Origin of the sequence: Variovorax sp. 679, from assembly GCF_003952185.1 — a bacterium.
GTDB lineage: Bacteria > Pseudomonadota > Gammaproteobacteria > Burkholderiales > Burkholderiaceae_C > Variovorax.
This window is the reverse complement of the sequence record NZ_RXFS01000015.1, coordinates 55,479-78,550: the sequence shown is the minus strand read 5'-3', so window position 1 is coordinate 78,550 and position 23,072 is coordinate 55,479. Positions and strand designations below refer to the sequence as shown.

Sequence of the window (23,072 nt, the reverse complement as noted above, 5' to 3'; positions counted from 1 at the left end):
TCAGGCGTGATGCCGTACCGGCCGCGCCGCACCGGGTCGCAGCCGCAGTGCCGCGCCGGCCAGCCACATGCCGAGCGCGCCGGTGACGCCGAAGCCGCGCTCGGTGTCGCGCACCTCGCGCATCAGCTGCGCGAGCCGCGCTTCTTCGTGCGGCGCCACGCAGCGCTGCAGCGTATGGATGCACAGGCGGATGTGGCGGTCCTCGTCGGCCAGCACGCGCGACAGCAGCGGATGGAGCTCGTGCCGCGGTCCGATCAGCGCGCAGTGGCGCTGCAGGATGCGCGAGGCCATCTGTTCGGCCGAGAGGCCGATGGCATAGGCCGGCACCAGCCCGCCGTGCGCGAAGTGCGGCGCATGGCGACGGATGAGCGCCTGCCAGCGCGCCAGCTTGCGGCGGCTGAACCAGTCGGGCTGCGGCGCCTCCTCGGGCGACGCGGCGGCCTGCGCGTTGCCGCCGCGCTCGACGATGGCTTGCGCGAACAGGCGCGCGTGCAACTGCTCGTCGGCCAGGTGCTGGTCGAGCTGGCGTTCCAGCCACTCGGGCGGGGCGATGCGCAGCTCGCGCTGCAGCGCCTGCTCGGACGATTCCTCGCCCACGAGATAGAAGCGCAGCAGCAGCATCTCGCCCGCGTTGCTCGCGTGCAGCTGGCGCAGTGCGGCGCGCTTGACGTGATGCACGAGGCGGGCCTGCAGCGCCGGCCAGCCGCGCAGGACGGGCGGCGCGAGGCAGTCGAAGCCGGCCTTGGTGCCGGCCAGGGGGTCAGCGGCCATCGGCCTTGGCCTTCGCGGGCTGCTGCTGTTGCCAGCCCAGCACCAGCCCGATGAAGCTGTCCTGCAGGAAGGCGCGTGCGGCCGCGTCGGCGCCCGCGAACTCGCGCTGCTGGCCGTCGTAGCGAACGTAGCCCTTGCCGTTGGTGGCGCCGAGCACCAGCTTCTCGTTCTTGCGGAAGTCGCGCTGCAGAAGCGGCTGCAGCAGCGACTGCGATTCGAGCCCGTACAGGAACAGGTCGCGCTGCACCACCTGGCGCGGGATCTGGCCGCTGAGCGCCTGCAGCTCCAGCGTCCAGTTGCCCTGCTGCATGGCCTCGGCCAGGTCGCGGCCCTTGGCGCCGGGCGCATGGAAACGCGCGCGCGCCACCGACTTCGAGGCCCTGCTCAGGCCGAGGCCGATGGTGATGTCGGCATCCTTCGCGCCCTCGGCGCGGTTGTCGTCCACCTGCACGAACACGTTGGCCAGCCGCGCGGTCAGCGAGGGCTTGGCAAGGGCTTCGACGATCTGGTCGGCCGAGAGCAGCACCTGGTCGGTGGTCGACTCGTTCACCACCGCGATCCGGTACGGGTCGATGCGGATGTCGCTGAACTCGCCGCCGACGGGCGAATGCGCGTGGCTGCTCACAGACCATTCGTTGCCCGAGCGGCTCAGCAGCGCATGGAAGGTCAGCGGCACGCGCTGGCCGCTGCGCGCCTGGCCGGAGCCCTGCAGCAACACGTCGCCGACGATGGTCTTCTCGCCGTAGCTGCGCGTGTTGACGAAGCGGATGGTGTGCGCGGCGCTGTCGAGCGCGACGCGGGTGTCGGGGTCGTCGAGCGCGAGGCGGTTGCAGTCGTTGCCCTTGCCCGCGAGCGTGCCGAAGGGGCAGCCGGTGTCGGACTTGAAGTTGAAGACGCCGCGGCCGGTGAAGTCGGCGGCATTGGCCAGCGTGAAGGCGCCTGCGAGCGCGAGGCCGAGCGCCAGTCGGCGGGCGATGAACGAAGAGCGGAAGGTCATGGTTCTTGTCTTCTTGTTTTTCTGAAGCAGGAGGCGAAAGGGGTGCTCAGGGCCGGTGATACGACAGCGCCTGCGCATCCGCGTTGGTGCGGCCCGTGGTGTGCCAGCCGATGCCGCGCGCGAACGCGCCCAGCATGTCGACGGCGGAGAAGCCGAGGATCAGCGCCACGCCGGCGAGCCAGCGCAGCCCGCGCAGCGGCGGCAGGTCTTGATGGTTGAGCGCCTTCATGCTGAAGCCCAGCCGCGTGAACAGCACCGCCAGCGGTCCGATCGGACCGCTCTTCGCGAGCCATTGCCAGCGCGACGACACATAGCTGCGCAGCAGGTGCGGCGTGAGCGAGTAGGTGTCCTGCCCGCGCATCCATCGCAGCTTCAGCGCCTCGGCACGGGTGTCGGGCAGGCGGTGTTCGGTGTGAGCCGTGGCGGCGTAGTGGATGGGCACGCCCGCCGCCTTCAGCCGCATGCCCAGCACCTGGCAGTGCGCGCGGTAGACGCCGTCGAGCGCCTGGTAGCTGTGCTGCTCGAACACCTCGCGGCGGAAGGCCACGTTGTTCGCGTAGAAGTTGCTCGTGGCGCCCGCGTGGTCCGCGTTGGGGAAGTACATGAAGTCGATGGTGGTGAGCGCGGTGCCCACCACGTTGGCCGCGTAGCTGGTGCGGCCGGCCACCACGGCGGGCGCGTCGGCTCCCTTGGTGAAGGGCAACAGCATCTGCAGCAGCCAGTCGTCGTCGGGCAGGCAGTCGGCGTCGGCGAACACCACGTGCGTGCAGCGCCGTGCATCGGTGGCAGCGAAGCCGACGTTCTTGGCGTCGTAGTAGCCGGTGGTGGCGTCGATGCGCACGAAGTCGACCGGGCGGCCGGCGAGCGCGCTCACGGCCTCGCAGGTGGCGGTACTCAGTCCGTCGTGCGTGATGACAACCTGCGCGAGCGCGGCGAGCGGCAGCTTCTGTTTCGCCAGCAGGGCGACGAGGCGCTGCAGGCTGGCACCCGCCCTGGCCTCGGCATCGGCTCCGCCGCGCAGGTTGTTGGTCTCCAGGACCAGCGCGCAACGCGCGGCAACTTGATCGGGCATCATCGAATTTTCCTGTCCGGACATTGTTTTGAAGGCTTGCATCCTGCTTTTATCGCACAACCGCTCCCGCCACCAGTGCCGGGCGCCATGGGGTCGTCCATGAAGGTCACCATCTTCGGCGCGGGCTACGTGGGCCTGAGCTTCGCCGCCTGCCTGGCCGAGGCGGGCCACGAGGTGTTGTGCGCGGACGCGGACCTGGCGCGCGTCGAGGGACTGCAGCGCGGCCTGATGCCGCTGCACGAGCCGGACCTGGAGGCGCTGGTCGCCGCCGGACTCGCCTCCGGAACGCTGCAGTTCACCGCCGACGAGCGCGCCGCCTGCCAGCATGGCGACGTGCTCTTCATCGTGGTGAACACGCCGGCTGACGCCAACGGGCGGGTCGACCTGCGCCACATGATCGCAGTGGCCTCCGGCATCGGGCGGCATCGCGACCGCGAGGCGCTGGTGGTGTGCAAGTCGACCGCGCCCGTGGGTACCGCGGCGCAGGTCGAGGCCGTGGTGGGTGGCGAGCTTTCGCAACGTGGCGCGCGGCACCGCATCGCGGTGGCGGTGAACCCCGAGTTCCTGCGCGAAGGCTCGGCCGTGCGCGACTGCCGGCGGCCCGACCGCGTGGTGATCGGCAGCGAGGACCCGTGGGCCATCGAGTTGCTGACCCGGCTGTACGAACCCTTCATCCAGGACCCGAAGCAGTTGCTGTTGATGGACCGCCGCTCGGCCGAACTCGCCAAGTACGCGGCCAACGCCATGCTCGCGACCCGCATCAGCTTCATGAACGAGATGGCGCGCGTGGCCGAGCATGCGGGCGCCGACATCGAGATGGTGCGACGCGCCATCGGTGCGGACCGGCGCATCGGGCCCGACTTCCTGCAGGCCGGCGCAGGCTACGGCGGCTCCTGCCTTGCGAAGGACGTGCGGACGCTGACGCATGCGGCGCAGCGCGACGGCCATTCGCTGCGAATCCTCTCAGCCGTCGAGGCCACGAACCACGAGCAGAAGGGCCGGCTGTTCGACCTGATGACGCACCACTTCGCCGGCCGCATCGCGGGCAAGACCATCGCGGTGTGGGGCCTGGCCTTCAAGCCCGACACCGACGACATGCGCGATGCGCCGAGCCTGGTGCTGCTGGAGAGGTTGTGGGCGGCGGGTGCGCGTGTGCAGGTCTACGACCCGGCGGCGATGCCGAATGCGCGCGATCTCGTCGGCGAGCGCGGGGGTGTGCGCTGGTGTGCCACGGCGGAAGAAGCGCTGCGGGACGCTGATGCGCTGGTGCTCGTCACCGAGTGGACGGAGTTCCGACAGCCCGATTTCGCGCGTATTGCAGCGGAGCTGCACAGGCCCGTCATCTTCGATGGCCGCAATGTCTACGACGCCGCGCAGGTCGAGTCGGCTGGCATCGCGTACTACGGCATCGGCCGCGGCCGGTCGTCACTGCTGCTGCGCTGAACCCTCGTCCTGCGGCAGGAAGGCATCGCCCGGCGTGAGCGGTGCATGCCGGTAGCTCGCGGGCGTGCGGCTCAGCTTCACGGGCGCGCCGATCCCGCGATAGCCTCCGGGCATTTCAACCACCATCTCGCGGTGCAGCGTGTGCGGATGCTGCAGCGCGGCATCGACCGGCAGCACCGGCGCGGCGGGCACGCCGGCTGCCATCAGTTGCTCGACCAGCGCGCGGCCGTCGAAAGCGGCCATCGCCGCTTCGAGCTGCTGCTTGAGCTGTGCGCGGTGCACCGAGCGCGCGCCGGCCGTGCGGTAGAGCGGATCGTCCGCCAACTCGGGCAAGCCGATGCAGCGGCACAGGCTGGCGAACTGCCGGTCGTTGCCCACCGCCACGAACACCGGGTCGGTGCCGGTGGCGAGCGCGTCGTACGGATAGATGTTCGGATGTGCATTGCCGGTGCGGCGCGGCTCGGTGCCGTCCATGAACCAGTTGGCGGCGTGCGGATGCAGCAGCGACAGGCCGCTGTCGTACAGCGCCGCTTCCACGAACTGCCCGCGTCCGCTGCGGTTGCGCTCCTGCAGCGCGAGCAGCACGCCGATCACCGCGTTGAGCCCGGTCACCATGTCGACCACCGGCAGGCCCACGCGCAGCGGACCGCCGTCGGCCTCACCGTTGATGCTCATGATGCCGGTCATGGCCTGCACAGCGGCGTCGTAGCCCGGCAGCGCGCCCAGCGGGCCGTCGGCGCCGAAGCCCGACACGCGGCACCACACCAGGCGCGGGAAGCGCTTCGATAGCTCTTCGTATCCGATGCCCCAGCGCTCCATGGTGCCGGTCTTGAAGTTCTCGATCAGCACGTCGGCCTCGGCCACCAATGCGAGCAGCGCCTCGCGGCCTTCCTCCGTCGAGAAGTCTAGGTGCTGCACGCGCTTGTTGCGATTGAGCCCGTGGTAGTACGAGGCGACGCCCTCCCTGAAGGGCGGGCCCCAGGTGCGGGTGTCGTCGCCCTGCGGCGGCTCTACCTTGAGCACGTCGGCACCGTGGTCGCCGAGGATCTGGCCGCAGTAGGGGCCGCCGAGGATGCGGGAGATGTCCAGGACCCGGATGCCTGCGAGGGCGCCTTGGGCTTGTGTCATTGCTTGTTCCTATGTTTTGCTTTTCGGGGTGCGTGCACAGGCCGCCGGGTACTCCCCTCCGCGAATGTTCCCCGTCGGCGTGATCGCATCCCGAACGACTGCATCAATCGAGTTGCGCGCCGGACTTCTTCACCACGTCCTTCCACTTCACCGACTCGCCGGCAATGAACTGCCCCAGCTTCTGCGGCGACGTATCCGCCGGTACTTCGAGGCCCTGCGCCGCGAACATCTGCTTCACCTTGGGCGAATTCAGCACTTCCGTGAACGCATGGTTGAGCTTGTTCACTCGATCGGCGGGCGTGCCGGCCGGCGCGACGATGCCGAAGAACACGCTCACGTCGTAGCCCTTGTAGCCCTGCTCGGAGATCGTCGGCACATCGGGCAGCGCCTGCGAGCGCGCGACCGTGGCCACGCCCAGCGCGCGCAGCTTGCCGGCCTTGACGTAGGGCAGCGCGGTGAGGATGTCGGTGAAGGTCATGCTGACCTGGTTGCCCAGCAGGTCGTTGAGCGCGGGGCCCGTGCCCTTGTAGGGAATGTGCTGCAGGTCGGTGCCGGCCACCGAGTTGAAGAGCACGCCCGCGAGGTGCGACGAGGCGCCGTTGCCCGACGAGGCATAGCTGAGCTTGCCGGGGTTGGCCTTGGCGTAGGCCACGAGCTCCTGCACGTTCTTCACGGGCAGCGCGGGATTCACCACCAGGATGTTGGGCAGGTAGCCGACCTGGATCACCGGCGCGAAGCTCTTCACCGGGTCGTAGTTGATCTTGCGGTACAGGCTCGAATTGATGGCCAGCGGGCCCGAGGTGCCGAAGAGCAGCGTGTGACCGTCGGCCTCGGCGCGCGCCACGTATTCGGCGCCGATGTTGCCGCCGGCGCCCGCGCGGTTCTCCACGATCATGGGCTGGCCGAGACGGTCCTTCATCTCGGCGGCGAGCGTGCGCGCCATCGCGTCGGTCGGGCCGCCGGGCGGGAAGGGCACGACCAGCATCAGGGGCTTGGAGGGGAAGGCGTCGGCCGCTTGCGCGGTGGGCACGGCCGTCATCAGCGTGGCACAGGCGGCCAGCAGGAAGGTGAAGCGTTTCAAGGATGTCTCCGTTGTTTGTGTGAGGGGTGAGCGCTGTTCAGGCCGGCACTGCCGCCGGTTGAACGGTGGCGTTCCAATCAGCCGGCATCGCATCGGGCGAGAGCGGATCGCGTGGCAGCACGCGATGCAGCAGCACCAGCTGCGCCCAGCGCAGGCGCGGTGCGGAGCCGCCGTTCGCGGCCTCCCAGGCCATCGCGATGGCGCTGGTGCAGTGATAGAGCGCCGATGCGGCCTGGCGTGCGAGCACGTCGCCGCCTTCGCGCGCGGCGGTTTCGGTCAGTGCGGCGGCACGGTCCAGTGCATTGCGCAGGGCCTTGTCGAAACCGGGAGCGAGCGCCGCGTCGTCGAGCAGCTTCGCGCAATGTGCACGCAGCACAGGCAGCGAGCCTTCGCGCTTCACCGCGCGGATCACGTCCAGCGCCACGATGTTGCTCGTGCCTTCCCAGATCGAGCCCAGGTGCGCGTCGCGCACGAGGCGCGCGTCGCTCCATTCCTCGATGTAGCCGCAGCCGCCGCGCACTTCCATCGCATCGCCCGTGACCTTGCGCGCATCTCGGCAGGCGCGGAACTTGATGAGCGGCGTGAGGATGCGCAGCAGGGCGTAGGCATCGGGCTCGCCGGCATCGGAGCGCGCGAGTGCAAGGGCGGTCTGGCACACCATGGTGCGGGCCTGTTCGGCGGGCAGGCGCAGCTTGTCGAGCTGGCGCTGCATCAGCGGCATCTGCTCCAGCGTGCGGCCGAAGGCGCGGCGCTCGGATGCGATGAACTCGGCCTCGGCCACCGCGCGGCGCATCAGGCCGGCGGCGCGCACGCCGTTCGACAGGCGCGAGTTGTTGACCATGTCGGCCATCTGCACGAAGCCGCGGCCTTCCTCGCCCACCAGCCAGGCGGTGGCGCCTTCGAGGCGGATCTCGCCGCTGGCCATCGAGCGCGTGCCCAGCTTGTCCTTCAGCCGGATGATGCGGTAGCGGTTGAGGCTGCCGTCGTCGAGCCGGCGCGGCAGCAGGAACAGCGACACGCCCTTCATGCCGGCCGCACCATCGTCGGCGCGCGCGAGCACCATCGCGAAGTCGGCGTCGGGGTTGGAGCAGAACCACTTGTCGCCGGTGATGCGCCAGCTGCCGTCGGCCTCGCGGTGGGCCATCGTGGCGGTGGCGGCGATGTCGGAGCCGGCGGCCTGCTCGGTCATGAACATCGCGCCCTGGGCGAGTTCGTCGAAGTCGAGCGAGGTGAGGCGCGGCAGGTACTTGGCGACCAGTTCGGGGTTGCCGAACTTCTTCAGCGTGCGCGTGAGCGAGTCGGTCATCGACACCGGGCAGCACAGGCCGAATTCCGCCTGCACGAACAGATAGGTCAGCACGTACTTGACCAGCGGCGGCATCTTCCCTTTCCAGCCCAGCGTGTCGTCGCGGTGCGAGATGGCGGCGAGGCCGAACTCGGCGAGCGCAAGGCGTTCCATCTCCACGTAGGCGGGATGCTTGACGATCTTCTGCTCGTCGAGGCCGGTGCGCGTGCGCTGCTTCAGCACGGGCGGGTTGCGGTCGGCGGTGCCGGCCAGCTCGTCGATCAGGCCGCCGGCGAGGCCGCCCAGGCGCTCGAAATGCGGCTGCATGTGGCGGCGCAGGTCGTCAGGCAGGTAGAGCGCGAGCAGGGCGTGCAGCTCGGCGTCGGTGGTGAAGAGGTTCTGGCCGTGGCGGTCGGGGATCGGATGGGCGTGCTCTGCGGACATGCGCGTTGTCTCCTGGGGTCCTTTGGTTTTGCGCATTGTTGAAGCCGCGACGATCCGTGTCTAATATCGATTTGGTCTTGTTCGATTCGATCTGCCTATTCATGGAACTGCGGCACCTGCGCTACTTCTCCGTGCTCGCCGAAGAGCTGCACTTCGGGCGCGCGGCGCGGCGCCTGTCGATCTCGCAGCCGCCGCTGTCGGTGGCGATACGGCAGCTGGAAGACAACGTGGGCGCGCGCCTATTCGAGCGCAACAGCAAGGAGGTGCGGCTCACGCCGGCGGGCGAGGCGCTGCGCATCTCGGCGCGCCGCGTGCTGTTGCAGGCCGAGGAGGCCGCCATCGAGGCGCGCGACGTGGCGCTGGGCTCGGCCGGGCGGCTGCGCATCGGCTTCGTCGGCGCGATGCTGTACCGCGGCCTGCCGCAGGCGCTGCGATCCTTCCAGGCGAAGCACCCGGCGGTGCGCATCACGCTGAGCGAGCTCAACTCGGGCGTGCAGATTGCCGAGCTGATGAACGACCGGCTCGACCTGGGTTTCGCGCACACGCGCCGCGTGCCGCCCGAGCTGCAGCAACGTCTGCTGCTGTCGGAGCCCTTCGTGGCCTGCCTGCCGGCGGGGCATGCGCTGGCGCGCAAGCGCGTGCTGGCGCCGGCCGACCTGCGCGAGCAGCCCTTCGTGCTGTTCTCGCGCGAGGCCTCGCCCGACTATCACGAGCGCATCCTGTCGATCTGCGCCGATGCGGGCTTCCTGCCCGAGGTGCGGCACGAGGTGCGCCACTGGCTGGCGGTGGTCTCGCTGGTGTCGCAGGGGATGGGCGTGGCGCTGGTGCCGCAGGCGATGCGGCATTCGGCACTGCGCGGCGCGGTGTTCAGGCCGCTCGACAGGGCCGTGGCGCAGTCGGAGGCCTACGGCATCTGGCGCAACGGGCCGGCCAATGTGCTGGTCGAGCGGCTGCTGCAGGGCGTGGCGGACAGCATTGCCGCCGCCCGAGAAGATCAGGCGTAGAGCGGTTCCTCAGCCATCTGCTCGCACTGCTCCTCGAGCATGAGGATCTGTCCCTTCCAGTAGTCGCTGGAGCCGAACCACGGGAAGTTGATCGGGAAGATCGGGTCTTCCCAGCGCCGCGCCAGCCATGCGCTGTAGTGGATGAGCCGCAGCGTGCGCAGCGGCTCGATCAGCGCCAGTTCGCGTCGGTCGAACTCGCGGAACTGCTCGTAGCCGTCGAGCAGGCCCGACAGCTGTGCGGTGCGCTGCGCGCGGTCGCCAGACAGCAGCATCCACAGGTCCTGCACCGCGAAGCCGGTGCGCGCGTCGTCGAGGTCGACGAAGTGCGGCCCGCCGCCGGGGCGGTCGGTGGGCGTCCACAGGATGTTGCCGGGGTGCACGTCGCCGTGCAGGCGCAGCTTGCGGGGCTGGAAGTCGGATGAAGGCGGGTTGGCCGCCAGCGCCGTCGAGCCGATCATGTCCAGCGCCTCGTTGCAGGCCTTTTCCCAGTCGCGCTGCACGTCGAGCGGGATCTTTTCGTTCTGCAGCAGCCAGTCGCGCGACGCGATGCCGAAGGTCTGCAGGTCGAGCGCGGGCCGGGCCTCGAAGGGCTTCGCGCTGCCTACGGTGTGGATGCGCGCCAGGAAGCGGCCCACCCATTCGAGCACTTCGAAATCGTCGAGCTCGGGTGCGCGGCCGCCACGGTAGGGGCTCACGCTGAAGGCGAAGCCGGCATGGTGGTGCAGGGTCTTGCCGTCGAAGGCCAGCGGCGGCACGGCCGGCACTTCGCCGGCGGCCAGTTCGAGCGAGAAGCCGTGCTCTTCGAGGATCTCGGCCTCGCTCCAGCGGCCGGGCCGGTAGAACTTGACCACCACCGCGCTGCGGTCTTCCAGGTAGACCTGGTAGACCCGGTTTTCATAGGAATTCAGGCCGGTGAGCCGGCCGTCGCCGTGCAGGCCCAGGGTCGCGAGCGCGTCGAGCACCACGTCTGGCGTGAGGCTCTCGTAGGGATGTGTATTCGCGGGCGCCGCGGAAGAAAGGGTCATGCGGCGATTGTCGTCGCCGCGCGGCGCCCGGCGTCGTCAGGACGTGACGGGTTGTTTGTAAAGGGAAAGGATGTGGCCCGTGCGCGGATCGCCCTTGCCCGCGAGCACCTGCGCGTAAGCCGACTGCACCGCATCGCCGCCGTCGTGGTGCTCCGCGTGCAGCCAGGGGCTCTTCGCATCGGTGACAGTGGCCAGGAAGTTGTGCCAGGCCGCCACCATGCGGCGGCCGAACTCCTCGGGCCCCCATTCGGTGGTGCGCTTCTTGATTTGTGCCGGCGCAAAGAACAGCGTGGCGCGCGGGCCCGAGAGGCTCTTGCCCGCGCCCTTGCTCGCCAGCTGCTCCACGTGGGTGCCGCCGATCGAGCTGCTGTACTTCAGGTTGGCGAAGCGTTCGTGGATGGCGTTGCGCAGCGTGCCGTTGCCTGCGAAGTCGATGTACACGCAGGGCGTGTCGGCCGCGATGCTGTCGAGCGCGTCGTAGGTCACCACGCGGTCGTAGCAGCCGAGGCTTTCGCAGAAGGCCACGTTCGCTGGCGAGGTCAGGCCGATCACCTCGATGCCTTTACGCTGGTGCAGCTGGAAGGCGGTGCCGTAAGCCGTCTTGCTCGATGCGCTCGACAGCAGCATGGTGCCGGCGCCGAAGAAATCGTTGTCGGCCATGAAGTCGTCGATCAGCCACGAGGTGATGAACAGCGGGCGCAGCAGGGCCTGGATGTCTTCGGTGTCGGCCGTGTAGAGCGGGTCGCTCGCGCAGCGGAAGTACTGGTTGTAGACGGCCGGTAGTTCGGCGCGATGCGGAGCTACGTCGGTGAAGCGCTCGGGCGAGAGGCGGCCGGGGCTCAGCACCGCGCCGGAGGCCATCGGCCAGTAGCCGTAGAGCCGTTCGCCCACCGGCACGCCCGGGTGCAGCGTCTGCACCACGCTCGCGAAGCCCCACACGGGGATGCTGCCCCAGCCCTCTTCGCCGCTCGGGAAGAACTGCCAGTAGCTCATCGCGTCGCCGAAGGCGGCATACGTGATGTTGTTCGATGTGAGCGCAAAGCTGTCGATGCGCACGCGCACCTGGCCGTCGGCGAGTGCTTCGTTGGTGGCGGTGTGCAGGCGCGTGGTGGCGAGCTGGTCTTTGCGGATGAGGAGGCTGGTGGTGCTCATGAGCGTGGCTCCTGGCGGTTGTGATGTGCGCCTACGTTAGCCAAGCTTGATGAAAGGCGCCATCGCGCGGCGGGTTTCGGCGTCACCCGTGAGACATCGGCGGGCATGAAAAAAGCGGCCCGGCTTGTGGCCGGGCCGCTTGTTCGCGTGTGCTCGCGGGAGCTCAGGCAATCGTCAGTTCGACGTCGATGTTGCCGCGGGTCGCGTTCGAGTACGGGCAGACCTGGTGAGCCGTGTCGACCAGCTTCTGCTTGGCATCCGCATCCAGGCCGGGCAGCGTGATCGCCAGCTTCACGGCGATGCCGTAAGCAGCGCCGCCGTTCGTCGGGCCGAGGGAAACGCTGGAGTCGATGGCGACGTCTTCCGGCACCTTCACGCCGATCTTCGGGCCGACGGCCTTCATCGCGCCGATGAAGCAGGCGGCATAGCCGACCGCGAACAGCTGCTCGGGGTTGGTACCGGGCTTGCCGGAACCGGGCGAGCTCAGCTTGACGTCGATGGCGCCGTCGCTGGACTTGCCTGCGCCGTCACGGCCGCCGACGGTGTGGGCTTCTGCGGTGTAGAGGACTTTGTCGAGCTTGGTGGTCATGGTGATTCCTTTGGTGATGATGAAACGGAGGGAGGGTGGTGAAAAGGCTTCGTTCTCTCTTGATTTGATGGGATCGACCGAAGCGGGAGAAAAATGGTGCGATGCGTCAGGCTGCCTTCTTGATGCGGTCGCGCAGCGTCTGGATCTGCTGGGTGAGCGAAATCAGTTCGGGCACCGAGCACTCGGCGGCGGCCATCAGGCAGGCCGGTACGTTCGATGCGCGGCTCTTGAGCCTGCGCCCGGTGGATGTCAGCGTGATGTGCACGCGGCGCTCGTCGGCCACGTCACGCACGCGGGCCACGTAGCCGCTGGCTTCGAGCCGCTTGAGCAGCGGCGTGAGCGTGCCCGAGTCGAGCGAAAGACGTTCGCCGAGCTCGGAGACCATGAGACCGTCCTGCTCCCAGAGGGCGAGCATCACGAGGTATTGGGGGTAGGTGAGCTGCAGCTTTTCCAGCACCGGCTTGTAGAGCCGCGTCATGGCCAGCGAGGCCGAATACACGGCGAAGCACAGCTGGTTGTCCAGCTTGAGCATTTCGTCGGTAGAGACTTGGGTGGAGCGCATGGCCTGAATTGTAGCGAGCAATTAGATTGTGTGCAATTTAATTTGCAAGCACTGGTTTCGGCAGGGGCTACAGTCGGCCGGGAACGGGCATTCTGAACCTGCAAGGCTCATGCGCCAACTCTTTCGGTTGCGCCTGTTGACCCGGCCCCAGGGGCAGCCCTTAAAAAGGGAAAACTGTCGAAAAAGGTTCTCTTCATGCCATCCGTCAACCGCTTGCTCCACCCATCCGAAGCCGCCAAACGGCTCGGCGTATCGGCCAAGGCCTTGCGGCTTTACGAACAGCGTGGACTCGTGGAGCCCGGCCGGACTGAAGCGGGCTGGCGGGCTTACGGCCAAGAGGAGATGGACCGGGCTGCGGAGATCGTCGCGTTGCGCGCGCTTGGGCTGAGCCTTGCGCAGGTGAAGCGCGTGCTGGAGGGCGACTCCCAGGGCCTGGAGCCCACGCTGGCGGCACACCAGGCGGCGCTGGAAGCTCAGCTGCGCCAGCTTGCCCGCACTGTCGAGAAGGTCCGCGGGCTGCGAAGCGATCTGATGCAAGGCCGTGCACCGACCGTCGACGAGTTGATGAATCTGCAGGCACCGTTGCGCGAAGTTCGCGTCGCTTTCGAACTCCCGTGGCCGTGGGGCGGAGAGCTCTTCGAGCTGCGTGACATCCGCTCGCTGAACTACATCATCGGCCCGCTCGGAAGCGGCAAGACCCGGCTGGCGCACAGCCTCGCCGAGGCGTTGCCCAACGCAGCCATGCTGGCGTTGGAGAGGCTTGAAGATGATGGGGTGACGGCAGCGAAATCGCGGATGGACAGCGATCCCATATTGAAGTCCCGCGTCGACGAGGCGATATCGTGGCTGGTGGAAGATGGCGCCAACTCGTCGGATGCCTTGGTCGTGCTGCTCGCCGGGCTGGAGGCCGATGGTCCTGATGCGCTGGTCGTGGACATGATCGAACAGGGCCTCGACCACGCAACCCAGGAAGCGCTGATCGCCTGGCTGCGCCGCCGAGGAGCCAACGCGCGCCCTCTCTTCATGCTCACCCGCTCTTGCGCCATCCTCGACCTGTCCGCCGTCGGCCCGGACGAAACCATCATCCTCTGCCCCGCGAACCACAGCCCGCCGATGCAGGTCGCACCGTATCCCGGTGCGCCGGGCTACGAAGCGGTTGCCACCTGCCTGGCTTCGCCTGAAGTGCGGGCCCGGACCGCGGGAGTCGTCGCGTGGCGACCATCGTCAGGCCGCCTTCAGTCGCTCACGCCCTGAACCGCTTCCGCGTCAACGCCAGCGCGGCCCAGAACGCAACCACCGCGTACACCGCCAGCACCACCGCGTGCACCCACCAGCCCGTCGGCCATTGGTCCATGAAGAGCGGCCGCACCAGCGCCACCGCATTCGTCAGCGGCAGCCATGCAGCCACGGCCTGCACTGCCGTGGGCAGCTGTTCGAGCGGAAAGAACACGCCGCTCAAAAACATCATCGGCGTCATGAACAGCGTGAAGTAGTACGTGAAGAAGTCGTAGCCCTTCGCCAGCGCGTTGAAGATCAGCGCGATCGAAGAGAAGGTGATGCCCGCGCCGATCAGCACCATCCACGCGACGATGAGCTTGGGGCTGTGGCTGATGCCCAGCCCGAGCATCACGAACAGGATCGCCGTCACGGTGAAGATCGACTTGAACGCCGCCCACAGCATCTCGGCCAGCACGATGTCGTCGAGCCCGACGGGCGCGTTCATGATGCCGTCCCAGGTCTTCTGCACGTGCATGCGCGAGAACGCCGAATACAGCGCCTCGAAGCTCGCCGCGTTCATCGCGCTCATGCAGATCGAACCGCTCGCCAGGAACAGGATGTACGGTACCTTCACGCCGTCGACCGACACCTGCCCCACCAGCGCGCCCATGCCGTAGCCGAAGGCCACCAGCCAGATCAGCGGCTCGGCGATGTTGCCGATCAGGCTCGGGATGGCGAGCTTGCGCCACACCAGCAGGTTGCGCAGGAACACGGGCCACCAGCGCAGCGAGAGCTCGGGCGGTCGCCATGGCGAAGGTGCGGGAGGTGCGGTCGCCGCGATCGCTGTCGTTGTCGTTGTCGTCGTGTTCATGGTCTAGCCGTCCTCGCGAATCTGCCGGCCTGTGAGCTTGAGGAAGAGGTCTTCCAGATTGGCTGGCCGGTGAAATGTGCGCAGGCCGCCGTGCCGCGTCAGCGCATCCAGCAGCCGCCGCGCGTCCTGCGTGTAGAAGAACACCGTCTCCCCGCTGACTTCGACGCGCGCCGCCATCGCCTTCAGCTCGGCCGATTCCGCCAGCGACAGCGCACCGTTGCCGTACACCTCGACCACGTCAGGCTCCAGGTGTTCGGCGATCAGGTCGCGCGGGCGGCCCTCGGCGATCTTGCGGCCGTGGTCGAGCACCAGCAGGCGCGAGCACAGGCGCTCGGCTTCGTCCATGAAGTGCGTGGTCAGCAGGATCGACTTGCCCTGCTGCAGCAGCACCTGCAGCCGCTCCCACATGAGGTGCCGCGCCTGCGGGTCGAGTCCGGTGGTGGGTTCGTCGAGCAGCAGCAGCTTCGGGTCGTTGACCAGCGCCCGCGCCAGCGACAGCCGCCGCCGCATGCCGCCCGAGAGCTCGCCCGGCTTCGCGTCGGCCTTGTGCGACAGGGCCGCGAACTCCAGCAGCCGGGGCACGCGCTCCCGGACCTGCGCCTTGCTGAAGCCGAAGTAGCGGCCGTACACCACGAGGTTCTCGGCGCAGCTGAAGTCGGGGTCCAGCGTGTCGAACTGCGACACCACGCCCAACTGTGCCTTGATGGCCAGCGCATCGCGCGGCATCTGCAGCCCGAGCGCGGAGATGTCGCCGCCGTCGGGCGCGGTGAGGCCCAGGCACATGCGGATGGTGGTGGTCTTGCCGGCGCCGTTCGGGCCGATCACGCCAAGGCATTCGCCGGGCGCGATCTCGAACGACAGGTCGTTCACGACCGTGGTGTCGCCGTAGCGCTTGTGCAGATGGCTGGCGTGGAAGAGGGGGGGCAATGCGGGGGATGGTGTAGGCGGCACGCGGCCATTCTGACGCAGCCGCGCGGCGGGCGTTCCCATCGCTTCAATCGATGGACAATCCGCCGATGTTCAGAGCAACTTCATGGTGCGCAATGTGGCTGGCTGCCACGGCGGTGCAAGCGGCGGCGGCCGCAACGCCGGCCGATCCGAAACGGTGCGAGCAGCTCCATGCGGTCGCGAATGCGAGCCCTGGCTTCGTTCCGCGCTACGGAGCGGTCGTGGTCGGTGCCGGCCGGGCGCATCTCCATACGGCGCCCGACGCCGCCTGTGACAGCGGCAAATTCCTCATTCCGAAGGACCGCGTCACCGTCTACACGCCGTACAAGGAGTGGGTTCAGGTTATGTTCATCCACCCGAAGACGGGCGAGGACACCATGGGCTGGATGCTCGACAGCCGCCTGAAGACGACCGGCACCATGGGCCCTCGATAACCCGGGGCGGATCGCACCCCTGGCGGCGGCAAAATCGTCGCACCCATCGATCGACGGATGAATGAGCCAATGGCATTGCACACGGGAGGAGACCCAAGGATGCTGCGTTTCTGGCTGGCGCTGGCGGCATTGCTGCTGCTCGGCGCCTGCGCGCCTTTTCACAAGCCGCTGGCGGCCGCGGACCGCAGCAAGGTCCAGGAGATCGACCTGCGCGTCGTCGTCGCGCAGGAGAGCTTCATGTTCTCCGCGCAATCCCCCGGCGTGAGCGCGGCAACGGGCGGCGGACTGATCGGCGCGCTGATCGATTCGTCGGTGCAGCAGTCGCGCCAGAAGGACATGAGCGCCGAGGTGCAGGCCATCGTCGGTCCGCTGCTCGACTACGACTACCGCGCGGAGGCAGGCCAGGCGCTCGGCACGCTGCTGGCCGAGCCGGATGCGTTCCCGCTGAAGATCCGCTCCTCGCAGGTGCTGTCGGCCATGCCGCCGAAGGCCGAGCAGGAAGCCCGCATCGCCGCCACCAGGAACGGCCCCGCCTACATGGTGCTGTTGCTGCAGTACGCGCTGGAGCCCGGGCTGGGCGCGTTCACCACGCGCACCTCGGCCCTTCTCTGGCAGGACGGAAAAAGCGAGCCCAGCTACCGCGCCGCCGTCATCTTCCAGACGCCGGTGGGCGGCGTCGCGCGCTCCGCCGTCATCCGCCGCCTGACGGCCGACGACGGGCAGGTGCTTCGTGGCGTGATGCGCGAATCGATGGCGCAGACCTTGCATGCGGTGGCGCTCGATGTCGCGGGCGCCCGGTCGGGCGCGGTGAAGACTGCGCGCTTCAACGTCAACGGCACGTGGGTGACTCTGGCCGGCTCGAGCTTCGGCGAGCGGCCGGGACGCGTGCTGTTCCGCGATCAGGATGGTGCCCTTTATTCGGTCAGGAGCGCAGCCCCATGACGCCACGCCACGCGCTGAAGGCTCTTGCAGCCCTCGGTGCCTTTTCCGCGCTCTGTACCATGCCGGGCCTGTCGCACGCACTGACCGAGACAGAGCCGCTTCCGATGGTGTACGAGCCGGCGCCCGAGCCGGCCGAGCGCCCCAACAGCACGCCGGTTGCGCAGTTGCGCGTGGCGAGCGGTTGCACCCTGTACCTGCCGAAGATCGACGACATGCGCCTCAACAAGGCCAATGTCGGCAACCTGACCCTGATGATGCCGACGCTGCACGCCACGCCGGTGGCGGTCCAGTCCATCCAGGGTGGTGGCGATGCAGGTGCGTGGACGCGCGGCGCGCTGCAGTCGGCGAGCCGCTACGGCCTGCAGGTCGTGACCGCCGCGCTGCCCGCGGCCGGCAACGCGCGGCAGGTGACGGCCGATGTGGCGCTGCGCCTCGCGCACTCGTGGTCGGCCGGCCTGAACCTCGTCTCGCACGTCGTGCTGCAGACCACCTACCGCATGCCCGGTGCCGAGGCCGTCGTGCGCCAGTACCACGGCATGGGCACGCGCACCAACTGGGCGAACGGCAACGGCGAATTCATGTCGGTGCTGAACCTCGGCATGGAAGAGGCGGTGCGCGGATTGGTCACCGACGCCGCGGCGTTGTGCGACGGCAAGCCCCTGCCCGCGCGGGTGGCCACTCCATGAAGACGATTCCGCGGCTACGCAAGGGCCGGCTCGAACTCCACCTGACCTGCGGCGCGCTGCATGCCGCGCAGATTCCGTTTTTCGTCGATGTGTGCGAGCAGGCAGGGCTCAAGCCGCTGCTGATCGACCTTGCCCATGGCGAGCAGAAGCAGCAGCCCATGGCCACCACCTGGCTGCGCGGCGACCTGGCCGAGGCGAAGTCCGAGGCGATGGCGCTGGCACAGTGGCTGGCGCGCGCCGGCATGGCCGTGCTGCGCGTGAAGGTCGAGGCACCCATCCAGGGGAACGAATGCCTGAACCGGCCCGACGAGTATTTCGAATGGCACGGCAAGCTGCGGCTGCACGATGCCTCCGCGCTGCAGCACCTGTGCGAGACGCACGGGGCCCGGCTCTCGCGCAACAGCCTGAAGGGCGAGACGGACACGCGCTTCGTCACGCTGCGCAGCCGCGAGCCGCTGGCGGGGTTCAAGGCGCGCGTCGCGGCACTGGCCGGCCAGCTGGAGCGCCAGGGCTGGCCGCTGCTGAAGCAGGAGACGGAGATGTGCCTGCTGGACAGCCGCGAGTCGATGGACGCCGGCTGGCTGGAAGCCGTGGCATGACCCTGCCCGTGACGCAGGCCGACATCGAGAACGAAGCCCGGCGCACCGGCGCGTCGGTCGAGCAGGTTCGCGAACTCGTCCTGCTGGAAGGCTTCATGCGCCGGGCCGCCTGGGTCGGCGGCCCCTTCATGCTCAAGGGCAGCCTCATCACGCGCCAGTATCTGGGCGCGCCGGAGCAGGACAACGAACGCTTGTCGCGCGACATCGACTGGGTGTGCACCGAGCCTTTCGACCGCGAGCGCAGCGCCCGACAGCTGAATACGTGGGCGCAGTCCGTGACCACGGTGCACCTGGACGACGGCCTGCACTTCCGTCCGTTCACCGAGAACGCGTTCTGGCGGATGATCGACTACGCGATGGACGACGACTTTCCCACCGTCAGCACCGACATCGACGGCTGCGTGCTCGAAGGCGATTCGCAGACTCCGCTGCATCGCTTCCGGCTGGACGTGAGCTTCAACCTGAAGCTCGATCCTCCACCCGTGCCGCTGCACTACCGGCCATGCCTCGGCGAGGCGTTCCACCTGCCGAGCACCTGCGCGCTCGACCTGCAGATCGCGTGGAAGCTGCACCAGTGCCTGGTGCGGCCGCGTTTCAAGGATCTGCTCGACCTGATGTGGCTGGTGCCGCTCAACCCCATCGACGCCGACGCAGTGGGCCGCGCGCTGCGTGCCGAGTGCGCCCAGGACAAGGCGGATATCGGACGGCTGCGCTATCTGCTGAATGGCGAGATGCCGAGGCACCCCGTGTTTCCCGGCCAGCGGGCCGTGGAAACGACGGCGCAGGCCTGGGAATGCTGGCGTCACGGACGCGTGCCCAACAAGGCCGGGCAGTGGCAGGTCGCGATTCACATCGGCGAGCCTGCCAGTGTCTGCGTGTCGCGCGTCGATGCCTTGCCCGAGCGGCTCGAAGTCTTTCTCGCGCAGCTGCACGAGGCCTTGCATGGCTTGATCGCGGCACTGTTGCCCGAGGCGCCGCCGCGCCGGGGCGTCTTTCTCAAAGTCTGAGCCCGCCGAACTCCATCTTCATCCAGTCGATGAACGCCCGCGTGCGCGCAGGCAGCAGCCGCGCATTCGGATAGATCACGCTCACCGGCCGGGGCGGCGGCTCGAAATCTTCCAGCACCAGCTTCAGCCGCCCCTGCGCCACATGCGGCATGACCTGGTACGAGAAGAATGTGCCGAAGCCCATGCCCGCCGCGCACGACTCGATGGCCGGTGCGAGGTGGTTGAACTCCAGGCGGTTGTCCGGCATCACGCTGATTGTTTTCCCACTCTCGTAGAACTGCCACTGCGCCGGCGCGTCGACGCGGCCGCGCACGCAGGGTGCGCCGTTCAGATCGCGCGGATGCGTCGGTGTGCCATGCCGCGCCAGGTAGTCGGGGCTCGCGACCAGCACGCGGCGGATGGTGCCCATCGTCTGCGCGACGAGCGACGAGTCTTCCAGAGGGCTGATGCGGATGCCCACGTCGATGCCTTCGTCGAGCAGGTTCACCGTGCGGTCGTACAGCCGCACGCTGCAGCGCACCTTCTCGTAGCGCTTCATGAAGCGCACGATGGCCGGCGCCACGTACATGTGGCCGAAGAGCACCGGCGCGGTGATGGTGAGCTGGCCCGCCGGCTCGCGCGCCTCGGCCTTCAGCGCGAGGTCGGCGGCGTCGGCCGCGAGCAGCACCTCGCGCGCGCTCGGCAGGTAGCTGCGGCCTTCCTCGGTGAGCGAGAGGCGGCGCGTGGTGCGGTGGAAGAGGCGCACGCCCAGATGCGCCTCCAGTGCGGCGAGCGCGCGCACCACCGCCGGCAGCGAGGTGCCGAGCGCCTCGGCGGCGCGGGTCAGGCTGCCCTGGTCGGCAATCTGCACGAAGGTCTGCATGGCCTTGAAGCGATCCATGGAGGCGATTAAACCGGAAAACGCAGCAGTCAAATACAGGAATGGCTATTCATTCATTCGGTGCAAGAGAGAAGAATCCGGTTCTTGCCTCACATCCGAGAAAAGGAATTGCCCATGACCGCCACCCGCCCCGCCCAGCCCATCAAGCTCTACGGCTCCGCCATCTCGGGCCATGTGCATCGCGTGCGCCTGTTCCTCACGATGCTGGGCCTGCCTTTCGAGAGCATCGAACTGGACATGCGCAAGCGCGAGAACCGCACGCCGGAGTTCCTGGCGCGCAACCCTTTCGGCCAGGTGCCGGTGATCGAGGACGGCGAACTCACGCTGGCCGACTCCAACGCCATCCTGGTCTATCTCAACGAACGCTATTCGGCCGATCCGTCGCGCTGGATGCCGCGCGATGCGGTCGGCGCGGCGCGCGTGCAGCGCTGGTTTTCGGTGGCGGCCGGCCCTCTGGCGTATGGCCCGGCGGCGGCGCGGATCATCGCGCTGTTCGGCCAATCGGCCGATCCGACGGACATCGTCAAGCGCTCGCACGCGCTGCTGTCGGTGATGGAAATGCACCTGGAGCAGCAGCCGTTTCTCGCGGGCCCTGCAGCCACGCTGGCCGACATCGCGAACTACGCGTACGTGGCGCGTGCGCCCGAAGGCAGCGTGTCGCTCGACGACTATCCGAACGTGCGTGAGTGGCTCGAGCGCGTGGAGTCCCTGCCGGGCTTCGTGCCGATGGTGCGCACGCCAGTCGCACCTGTCGTGGAGGCAAGCACATCATGATTGCCGCGCCCTTCCATGCCGGCGAACGCGCGCTGCAGGCCCTGGCCGGTTCGCGCGAGCAGATGGAGGTCGCGGGGCCCCGCGTCATCCGCGACTACATGCCCGACCAGCATCGCGAGTTCTTCGGGCTGCTGCCGTTCATCGTGGCCGGCAGCATCGATGCTGACCTGCAGCCCTGGGCCAGCGTGCTCGCCGCGCCAGCCGGTTTCGTGCACTCGCCCGACCCTACGCACCTGCGCATCGATGCGCTGCCGGCCGCGGGCGATCCGCTTACCGGCCAGCTGAAGCAGGGCGCCACGCTGGGCCTGCTGGGCATCCAGCCGCACACGCGGCGGCGCAACCGCATGAACGGCACGGTGGAGTCGCTCGACGAGGCGGGCTTCATGGTCGCGGTGCAGCAGAGCTTCGGCAATTGCCCGCGCTACATCCAGGCGCGCGAGCCGGTGTTCGTTCCGCCTCGCAACGGCGCGGCACCGCAGGCGCAATGGCTCGACAGGCTCGACCTGGAGGCGCATCGCCTCATCGGCAGCGCCGACACGCTGTTCATCGCCACCGCCTACCCGGACGAGACGGCGGCGGGCGACGCGGCCGATGCGAGCTCGCACGGCGTCGACGTCTCGCACCGCGGTGGCCGCCCGGGCTTCGTGCGCATCGACGGCGACGACGTGCTCACGCTGCCGGACTTCAACGGCAACCGCTTCTTCAACACGCTGGGCAATCTCGCGGCGCATCCGCGTGCCGGGCTGCTTTTCGTCGACTTCGACAGCGGCGATCTGCTGCATGTGGCGGCCACCGCCGAGATCGTGTGGGACGGGCCCGAAGTGGCCGCGTTCGAAGGCGCGGAGCGGCTGGTGCGCTTCCATGTCGAGCACGCGCTGCGCCGCCCGGCGGCGCTGCCGCTGCGCTGGGGCGATGCGCAGCTGTCGCCGCACCTCGCCGGCACCGGTCAGTGGAACGCCGGGATGCGCCCGTTGACCGACGGGCGGTAGCTCCAGCCGCGCAGCCGCAGCGCATCGAGGTCGGGCGCGCGCTGCAGCAGTGTGCGCAGACTTGCCGCCGCCAGGGTGCAGGCCAGCGCCTGTCCCGGACAGGCGTGGATGCCGTGACCGAAGCCGAGCATGCGGCGTCTGGCGCGCACCGGCATGAAGCGGTCGGGGTCGGGGTTGAAGGCCGGGTCGCGGTTGGCCGATGCCAGCAGCACGAGCACCGCGTCGCCCGCGGCCAGCTCGGTGCCGGCGATGGTGACGGCCTCGGCAGCGAAGCGCCGCGTGTTGTGCACGGACGGGTCGTGCCGCGCGGTTTCCTCGACGACGGCCTGCAGGCCGTCGCGGGTGCGGGTCGACGGGAGCAGCGAAGGCTCGCGCATCAGCGCGATCAGGCTGTTGCCGACGAGCCCCGCCGTGGCGTCGCAGGTCTGCGAAAGCAGTCCGGCGACGTTCGCCAGCAGCGAGCGCGAAAGCGGCGCATCGCCCGCGCTTTCCGCCAGCACGGCGGTGAGCAGCGTGCCGTGGCGCGGCGGCGTGCCTGTTGCCAGGGCCTCGAAGCGCGTCATCAGCTCGCCGGCGGCGGCGCTCGCGCGCTGCAGCTGATCGGCTGTGGACAGCGGCGACAGGCAAGCTACGAAGTCGCGCATCCAGTGGTCCACCTGCGACAACGCATCGTCGGCAAAGCCGAGCAGGTGCGCGACGGACTGCACGGGCATCGAGAACAGCGTGTCGGACAGCGGCTGTTGCTGCGGCACGCGCTGCGTCACGCTCAGGGCAGCCGCATGCACCGCGTCCAGGTCGAGTCCGGCGAGCGCGCGTTGCAGCGCGGGCCGGTGGGCCTGGTGCGCCGCGCCGTCGTTCATGCGCACGAGATGGCCGAACACCTCGCCGGCTGGGCTGCCCACGATGGCGCGAGGCACCGGCTCGGCCGCCGGCCGCACGCGCAGCGCGCCGTGCGCCTGCAGCACCTGTTCGATCACGTCCGCGCGGCTTGCCACCCAGAGGCGAAGTTTCTCGTTCCACGCGAGCGGCGGTCCGTCACGCAGGGCTGCGTAGTACGGATAGGGATCGGCGTGCGTGACGGCCGCGACCGGATCGGCGGGCACGGCGGAGAGCGTGGGGCTTTGGTTCATGGACTGCAGTGTGCGGTCGAAGCTGCCGCCACACTTCGCCC

24 protein-coding genes are annotated in these 23,072 nt (G+C 68.7%); 10 read left to right on the top strand and 14 right to left on the bottom strand.

The window, feature by feature from the left end:
- Genes EJO71_RS30375 through EJO71_RS30365 form a run of 3 tightly spaced genes read right to left on the bottom strand, consistent with a single transcriptional unit; the run spans position 1 to position 2,843 of the window.
- Positions 1-771 (bottom strand): hypothetical protein, encoded by a 771-nt coding sequence (locus tag EJO71_RS30375; RefSeq protein ID WP_125952334.1) that lies wholly within the window; start codon positions 769-771, stop codon positions 1-3.
- A complete protein-coding gene (locus tag EJO71_RS30370; RefSeq protein WP_125952335.1) occupies positions 761-1,768 on the bottom strand; it encodes a hypothetical protein in 1,008 nt (335 codons plus the stop codon). The genes EJO71_RS30375 and EJO71_RS30370 overlap by 11 nt, the downstream gene beginning before the upstream one ends.
- 46 nt (positions 1,769-1,814) lie before the next feature.
- Entirely contained in the window at positions 1,815-2,843 is a 1,029-nt protein-coding gene (locus tag EJO71_RS30365; protein ID WP_125952336.1) for a glycosyltransferase family 2 protein, read from the bottom strand.
- Positions 2,844-2,939: 96 nt separating this feature from the next.
- Between EJO71_RS30365 and EJO71_RS30360 the strand changes: the two genes are divergently transcribed.
- Positions 2,940-4,283, top strand: coding sequence for a UDP-glucose/GDP-mannose dehydrogenase family protein (locus tag EJO71_RS30360; RefSeq protein WP_125952337.1), 1,344 nt, complete (start codon positions 2,940-2,942; stop codon positions 4,281-4,283).
- Here the strand turns inward: EJO71_RS30360 and EJO71_RS30355 are convergent.
- From EJO71_RS30355 to EJO71_RS30345, 3 genes are all read right to left on the bottom strand, one after another.
- Positions 4,266-5,411: a CoA transferase gene (locus EJO71_RS30355; protein ID WP_125952338.1), complete on the bottom strand. Its 1,146-nt coding sequence runs from the start codon at positions 5,409-5,411 to the stop codon at positions 4,266-4,268. The two genes, EJO71_RS30360 and EJO71_RS30355, sit on opposite strands and share 18 nt — an antisense overlap.
- Positions 5,412-5,514: 103 nt before the next feature.
- The gene (locus EJO71_RS30350) at positions 5,515-6,492 is read right to left on the bottom strand and encodes a tripartite tricarboxylate transporter substrate binding protein (protein ID WP_125952339.1); all 978 of its coding nucleotides are present in this window, start codon (positions 6,490-6,492) and stop codon (positions 5,515-5,517) included.
- 37 nt (positions 6,493-6,529) lie between these two features.
- On the bottom strand, positions 6,530-8,221 hold the full coding sequence (locus tag EJO71_RS30345; RefSeq protein WP_125952340.1) for an acyl-CoA dehydrogenase family protein: 1,692 nt from the start codon (positions 8,219-8,221) through the stop codon (positions 6,530-6,532).
- Positions 8,222-8,322: 101 nt separating this feature from the next.
- Here EJO71_RS30345 and EJO71_RS30340 point away from each other — a divergent pair, with 101 nt between their 5' ends.
- Positions 8,323-9,225 carry a LysR family transcriptional regulator gene (locus tag EJO71_RS30340; protein WP_125952341.1) on the top strand — a complete coding sequence of 301 codons (903 nt, stop codon included), beginning with the start codon at positions 8,323-8,325 and terminating at the stop codon, positions 9,223-9,225.
- Here EJO71_RS30340 and EJO71_RS30335 read toward each other — a convergent pair.
- The 4 genes from EJO71_RS30335 to EJO71_RS30320 all read right to left on the bottom strand — a co-directional run bounded on the left by EJO71_RS30335 (position 9,216) and on the right by EJO71_RS30320 (position 12,553).
- Positions 9,216-10,250, bottom strand: coding sequence for a serine/threonine protein kinase (locus tag EJO71_RS30335; RefSeq protein WP_125952342.1), 1,035 nt, complete (start codon positions 10,248-10,250; stop codon positions 9,216-9,218). The two genes, EJO71_RS30340 and EJO71_RS30335, sit on opposite strands and share 10 nt — an antisense overlap.
- A gap of 36 nt (positions 10,251-10,286) precedes the next feature.
- Positions 10,287-11,402: a DUF2855 family protein gene (locus EJO71_RS30330; RefSeq protein ID WP_125952343.1), complete on the bottom strand. Its 1,116-nt coding sequence runs from the start codon at positions 11,400-11,402 to the stop codon at positions 10,287-10,289.
- Between the two features lie 163 nt (positions 11,403-11,565).
- A complete protein-coding gene (locus tag EJO71_RS30325; RefSeq protein ID WP_093058675.1) occupies positions 11,566-11,991 on the bottom strand; it encodes an organic hydroperoxide resistance protein in 426 nt (141 codons plus the stop codon).
- A gap of 106 nt (positions 11,992-12,097) precedes the next feature.
- Complete coding sequence (locus EJO71_RS30320; protein ID WP_125952344.1) at positions 12,098-12,553, bottom strand: MarR family transcriptional regulator; 456 nt, start codon at positions 12,551-12,553, stop codon at positions 12,098-12,100.
- A 195-nt stretch (positions 12,554-12,748) separates the two neighbouring features.
- On the opposite strand from EJO71_RS30320, the gene EJO71_RS30315 reads away from it, so the two are divergent.
- Positions 12,749-13,807, top strand: a complete 1,059-nt coding sequence (locus EJO71_RS30315; RefSeq protein ID WP_125952345.1) for a MerR family transcriptional regulator — start codon at positions 12,749-12,751, stop codon at positions 13,805-13,807.
- Here the strand turns inward: EJO71_RS30315 and EJO71_RS30310 are convergent.
- Together EJO71_RS30310 and EJO71_RS30305 are read right to left on the bottom strand one after the other, a co-directional pair.
- Entirely contained in the window at positions 13,797-14,642 is an 846-nt protein-coding gene (locus EJO71_RS30310) for an ABC transporter permease (protein ID WP_125952346.1), read from the bottom strand. The genes EJO71_RS30315 and EJO71_RS30310 overlap by 11 nt on opposite strands.
- 3 nt (positions 14,643-14,645) lie before the next feature.
- The gene (locus EJO71_RS30305; protein WP_125952347.1) at positions 14,646-15,569 is read right to left on the bottom strand and encodes an ATP-binding cassette domain-containing protein; all 924 of its coding nucleotides are present in this window, start codon (positions 15,567-15,569) and stop codon (positions 14,646-14,648) included.
- Positions 15,570-15,658: 89 nt separating this feature from the next.
- On the opposite strand from EJO71_RS30305, the gene EJO71_RS30300 reads away from it, so the two are divergent.
- The 5 genes from EJO71_RS30300 to EJO71_RS30280 all read left to right on the top strand — a co-directional run bounded on the left by EJO71_RS30300 (position 15,659) and on the right by EJO71_RS30280 (position 19,258).
- Entirely contained in the window at positions 15,659-16,024 is a 366-nt protein-coding gene (locus EJO71_RS30300; protein WP_125952348.1) for a hypothetical protein, read from the top strand.
- 99 nt (positions 16,025-16,123) lie between these two features.
- Positions 16,124-16,966: a hypothetical protein gene (locus EJO71_RS30295; RefSeq protein ID WP_125952349.1), complete on the top strand. Its 843-nt coding sequence runs from the start codon at positions 16,124-16,126 to the stop codon at positions 16,964-16,966.
- Complete coding sequence (locus EJO71_RS30290; protein WP_125952350.1) at positions 16,963-17,652, top strand: hypothetical protein; 690 nt, start codon at positions 16,963-16,965, stop codon at positions 17,650-17,652. Before EJO71_RS30295 ends, EJO71_RS30290 begins: the two co-directional genes overlap by 4 nt.
- On the top strand, positions 17,649-18,251 hold the full coding sequence (locus tag EJO71_RS30285; RefSeq protein WP_240651567.1) for a hypothetical protein: 603 nt from the start codon (positions 17,649-17,651) through the stop codon (positions 18,249-18,251). Before EJO71_RS30290 ends, EJO71_RS30285 begins: the two co-directional genes overlap by 4 nt.
- Positions 18,248-19,258, top strand: coding sequence for a nucleotidyl transferase AbiEii/AbiGii toxin family protein (locus tag EJO71_RS30280; protein WP_125952351.1), 1,011 nt, complete (start codon positions 18,248-18,250; stop codon positions 19,256-19,258). The genes EJO71_RS30285 and EJO71_RS30280 overlap by 4 nt, the downstream gene beginning before the upstream one ends.
- Here EJO71_RS30280 and EJO71_RS30275 read toward each other — a convergent pair.
- The gene (locus EJO71_RS30275) at positions 19,248-20,138 is read right to left on the bottom strand and encodes a LysR family transcriptional regulator (protein WP_125952352.1); all 891 of its coding nucleotides are present in this window, start codon (positions 20,136-20,138) and stop codon (positions 19,248-19,250) included. The two genes, EJO71_RS30280 and EJO71_RS30275, sit on opposite strands and share 11 nt — an antisense overlap.
- A gap of 114 nt (positions 20,139-20,252) precedes the next feature.
- On the opposite strand from EJO71_RS30275, the gene EJO71_RS30270 reads away from it, so the two are divergent.
- Together EJO71_RS30270 and EJO71_RS30265 are read left to right on the top strand one after the other, a co-directional pair.
- A complete protein-coding gene (locus EJO71_RS30270) occupies positions 20,253-20,912 on the top strand; it encodes a glutathione S-transferase (RefSeq protein ID WP_125952353.1) in 660 nt (219 codons plus the stop codon).
- On the top strand, positions 20,909-21,901 hold the full coding sequence (locus EJO71_RS30265) for a pyridoxamine 5'-phosphate oxidase family protein (protein WP_125952354.1): 993 nt from the start codon (positions 20,909-20,911) through the stop codon (positions 21,899-21,901). Before EJO71_RS30270 ends, EJO71_RS30265 begins: the two co-directional genes overlap by 4 nt.
- Here EJO71_RS30265 and EJO71_RS30260 read toward each other — a convergent pair.
- On the bottom strand, positions 21,859-23,031 hold the full coding sequence (locus tag EJO71_RS30260; protein ID WP_164546938.1) for a cytochrome P450: 1,173 nt from the start codon (positions 23,029-23,031) through the stop codon (positions 21,859-21,861). The two genes, EJO71_RS30265 and EJO71_RS30260, sit on opposite strands and share 43 nt — an antisense overlap.
- Between the last annotated feature and the right edge of the window lie 41 nt (positions 23,032-23,072).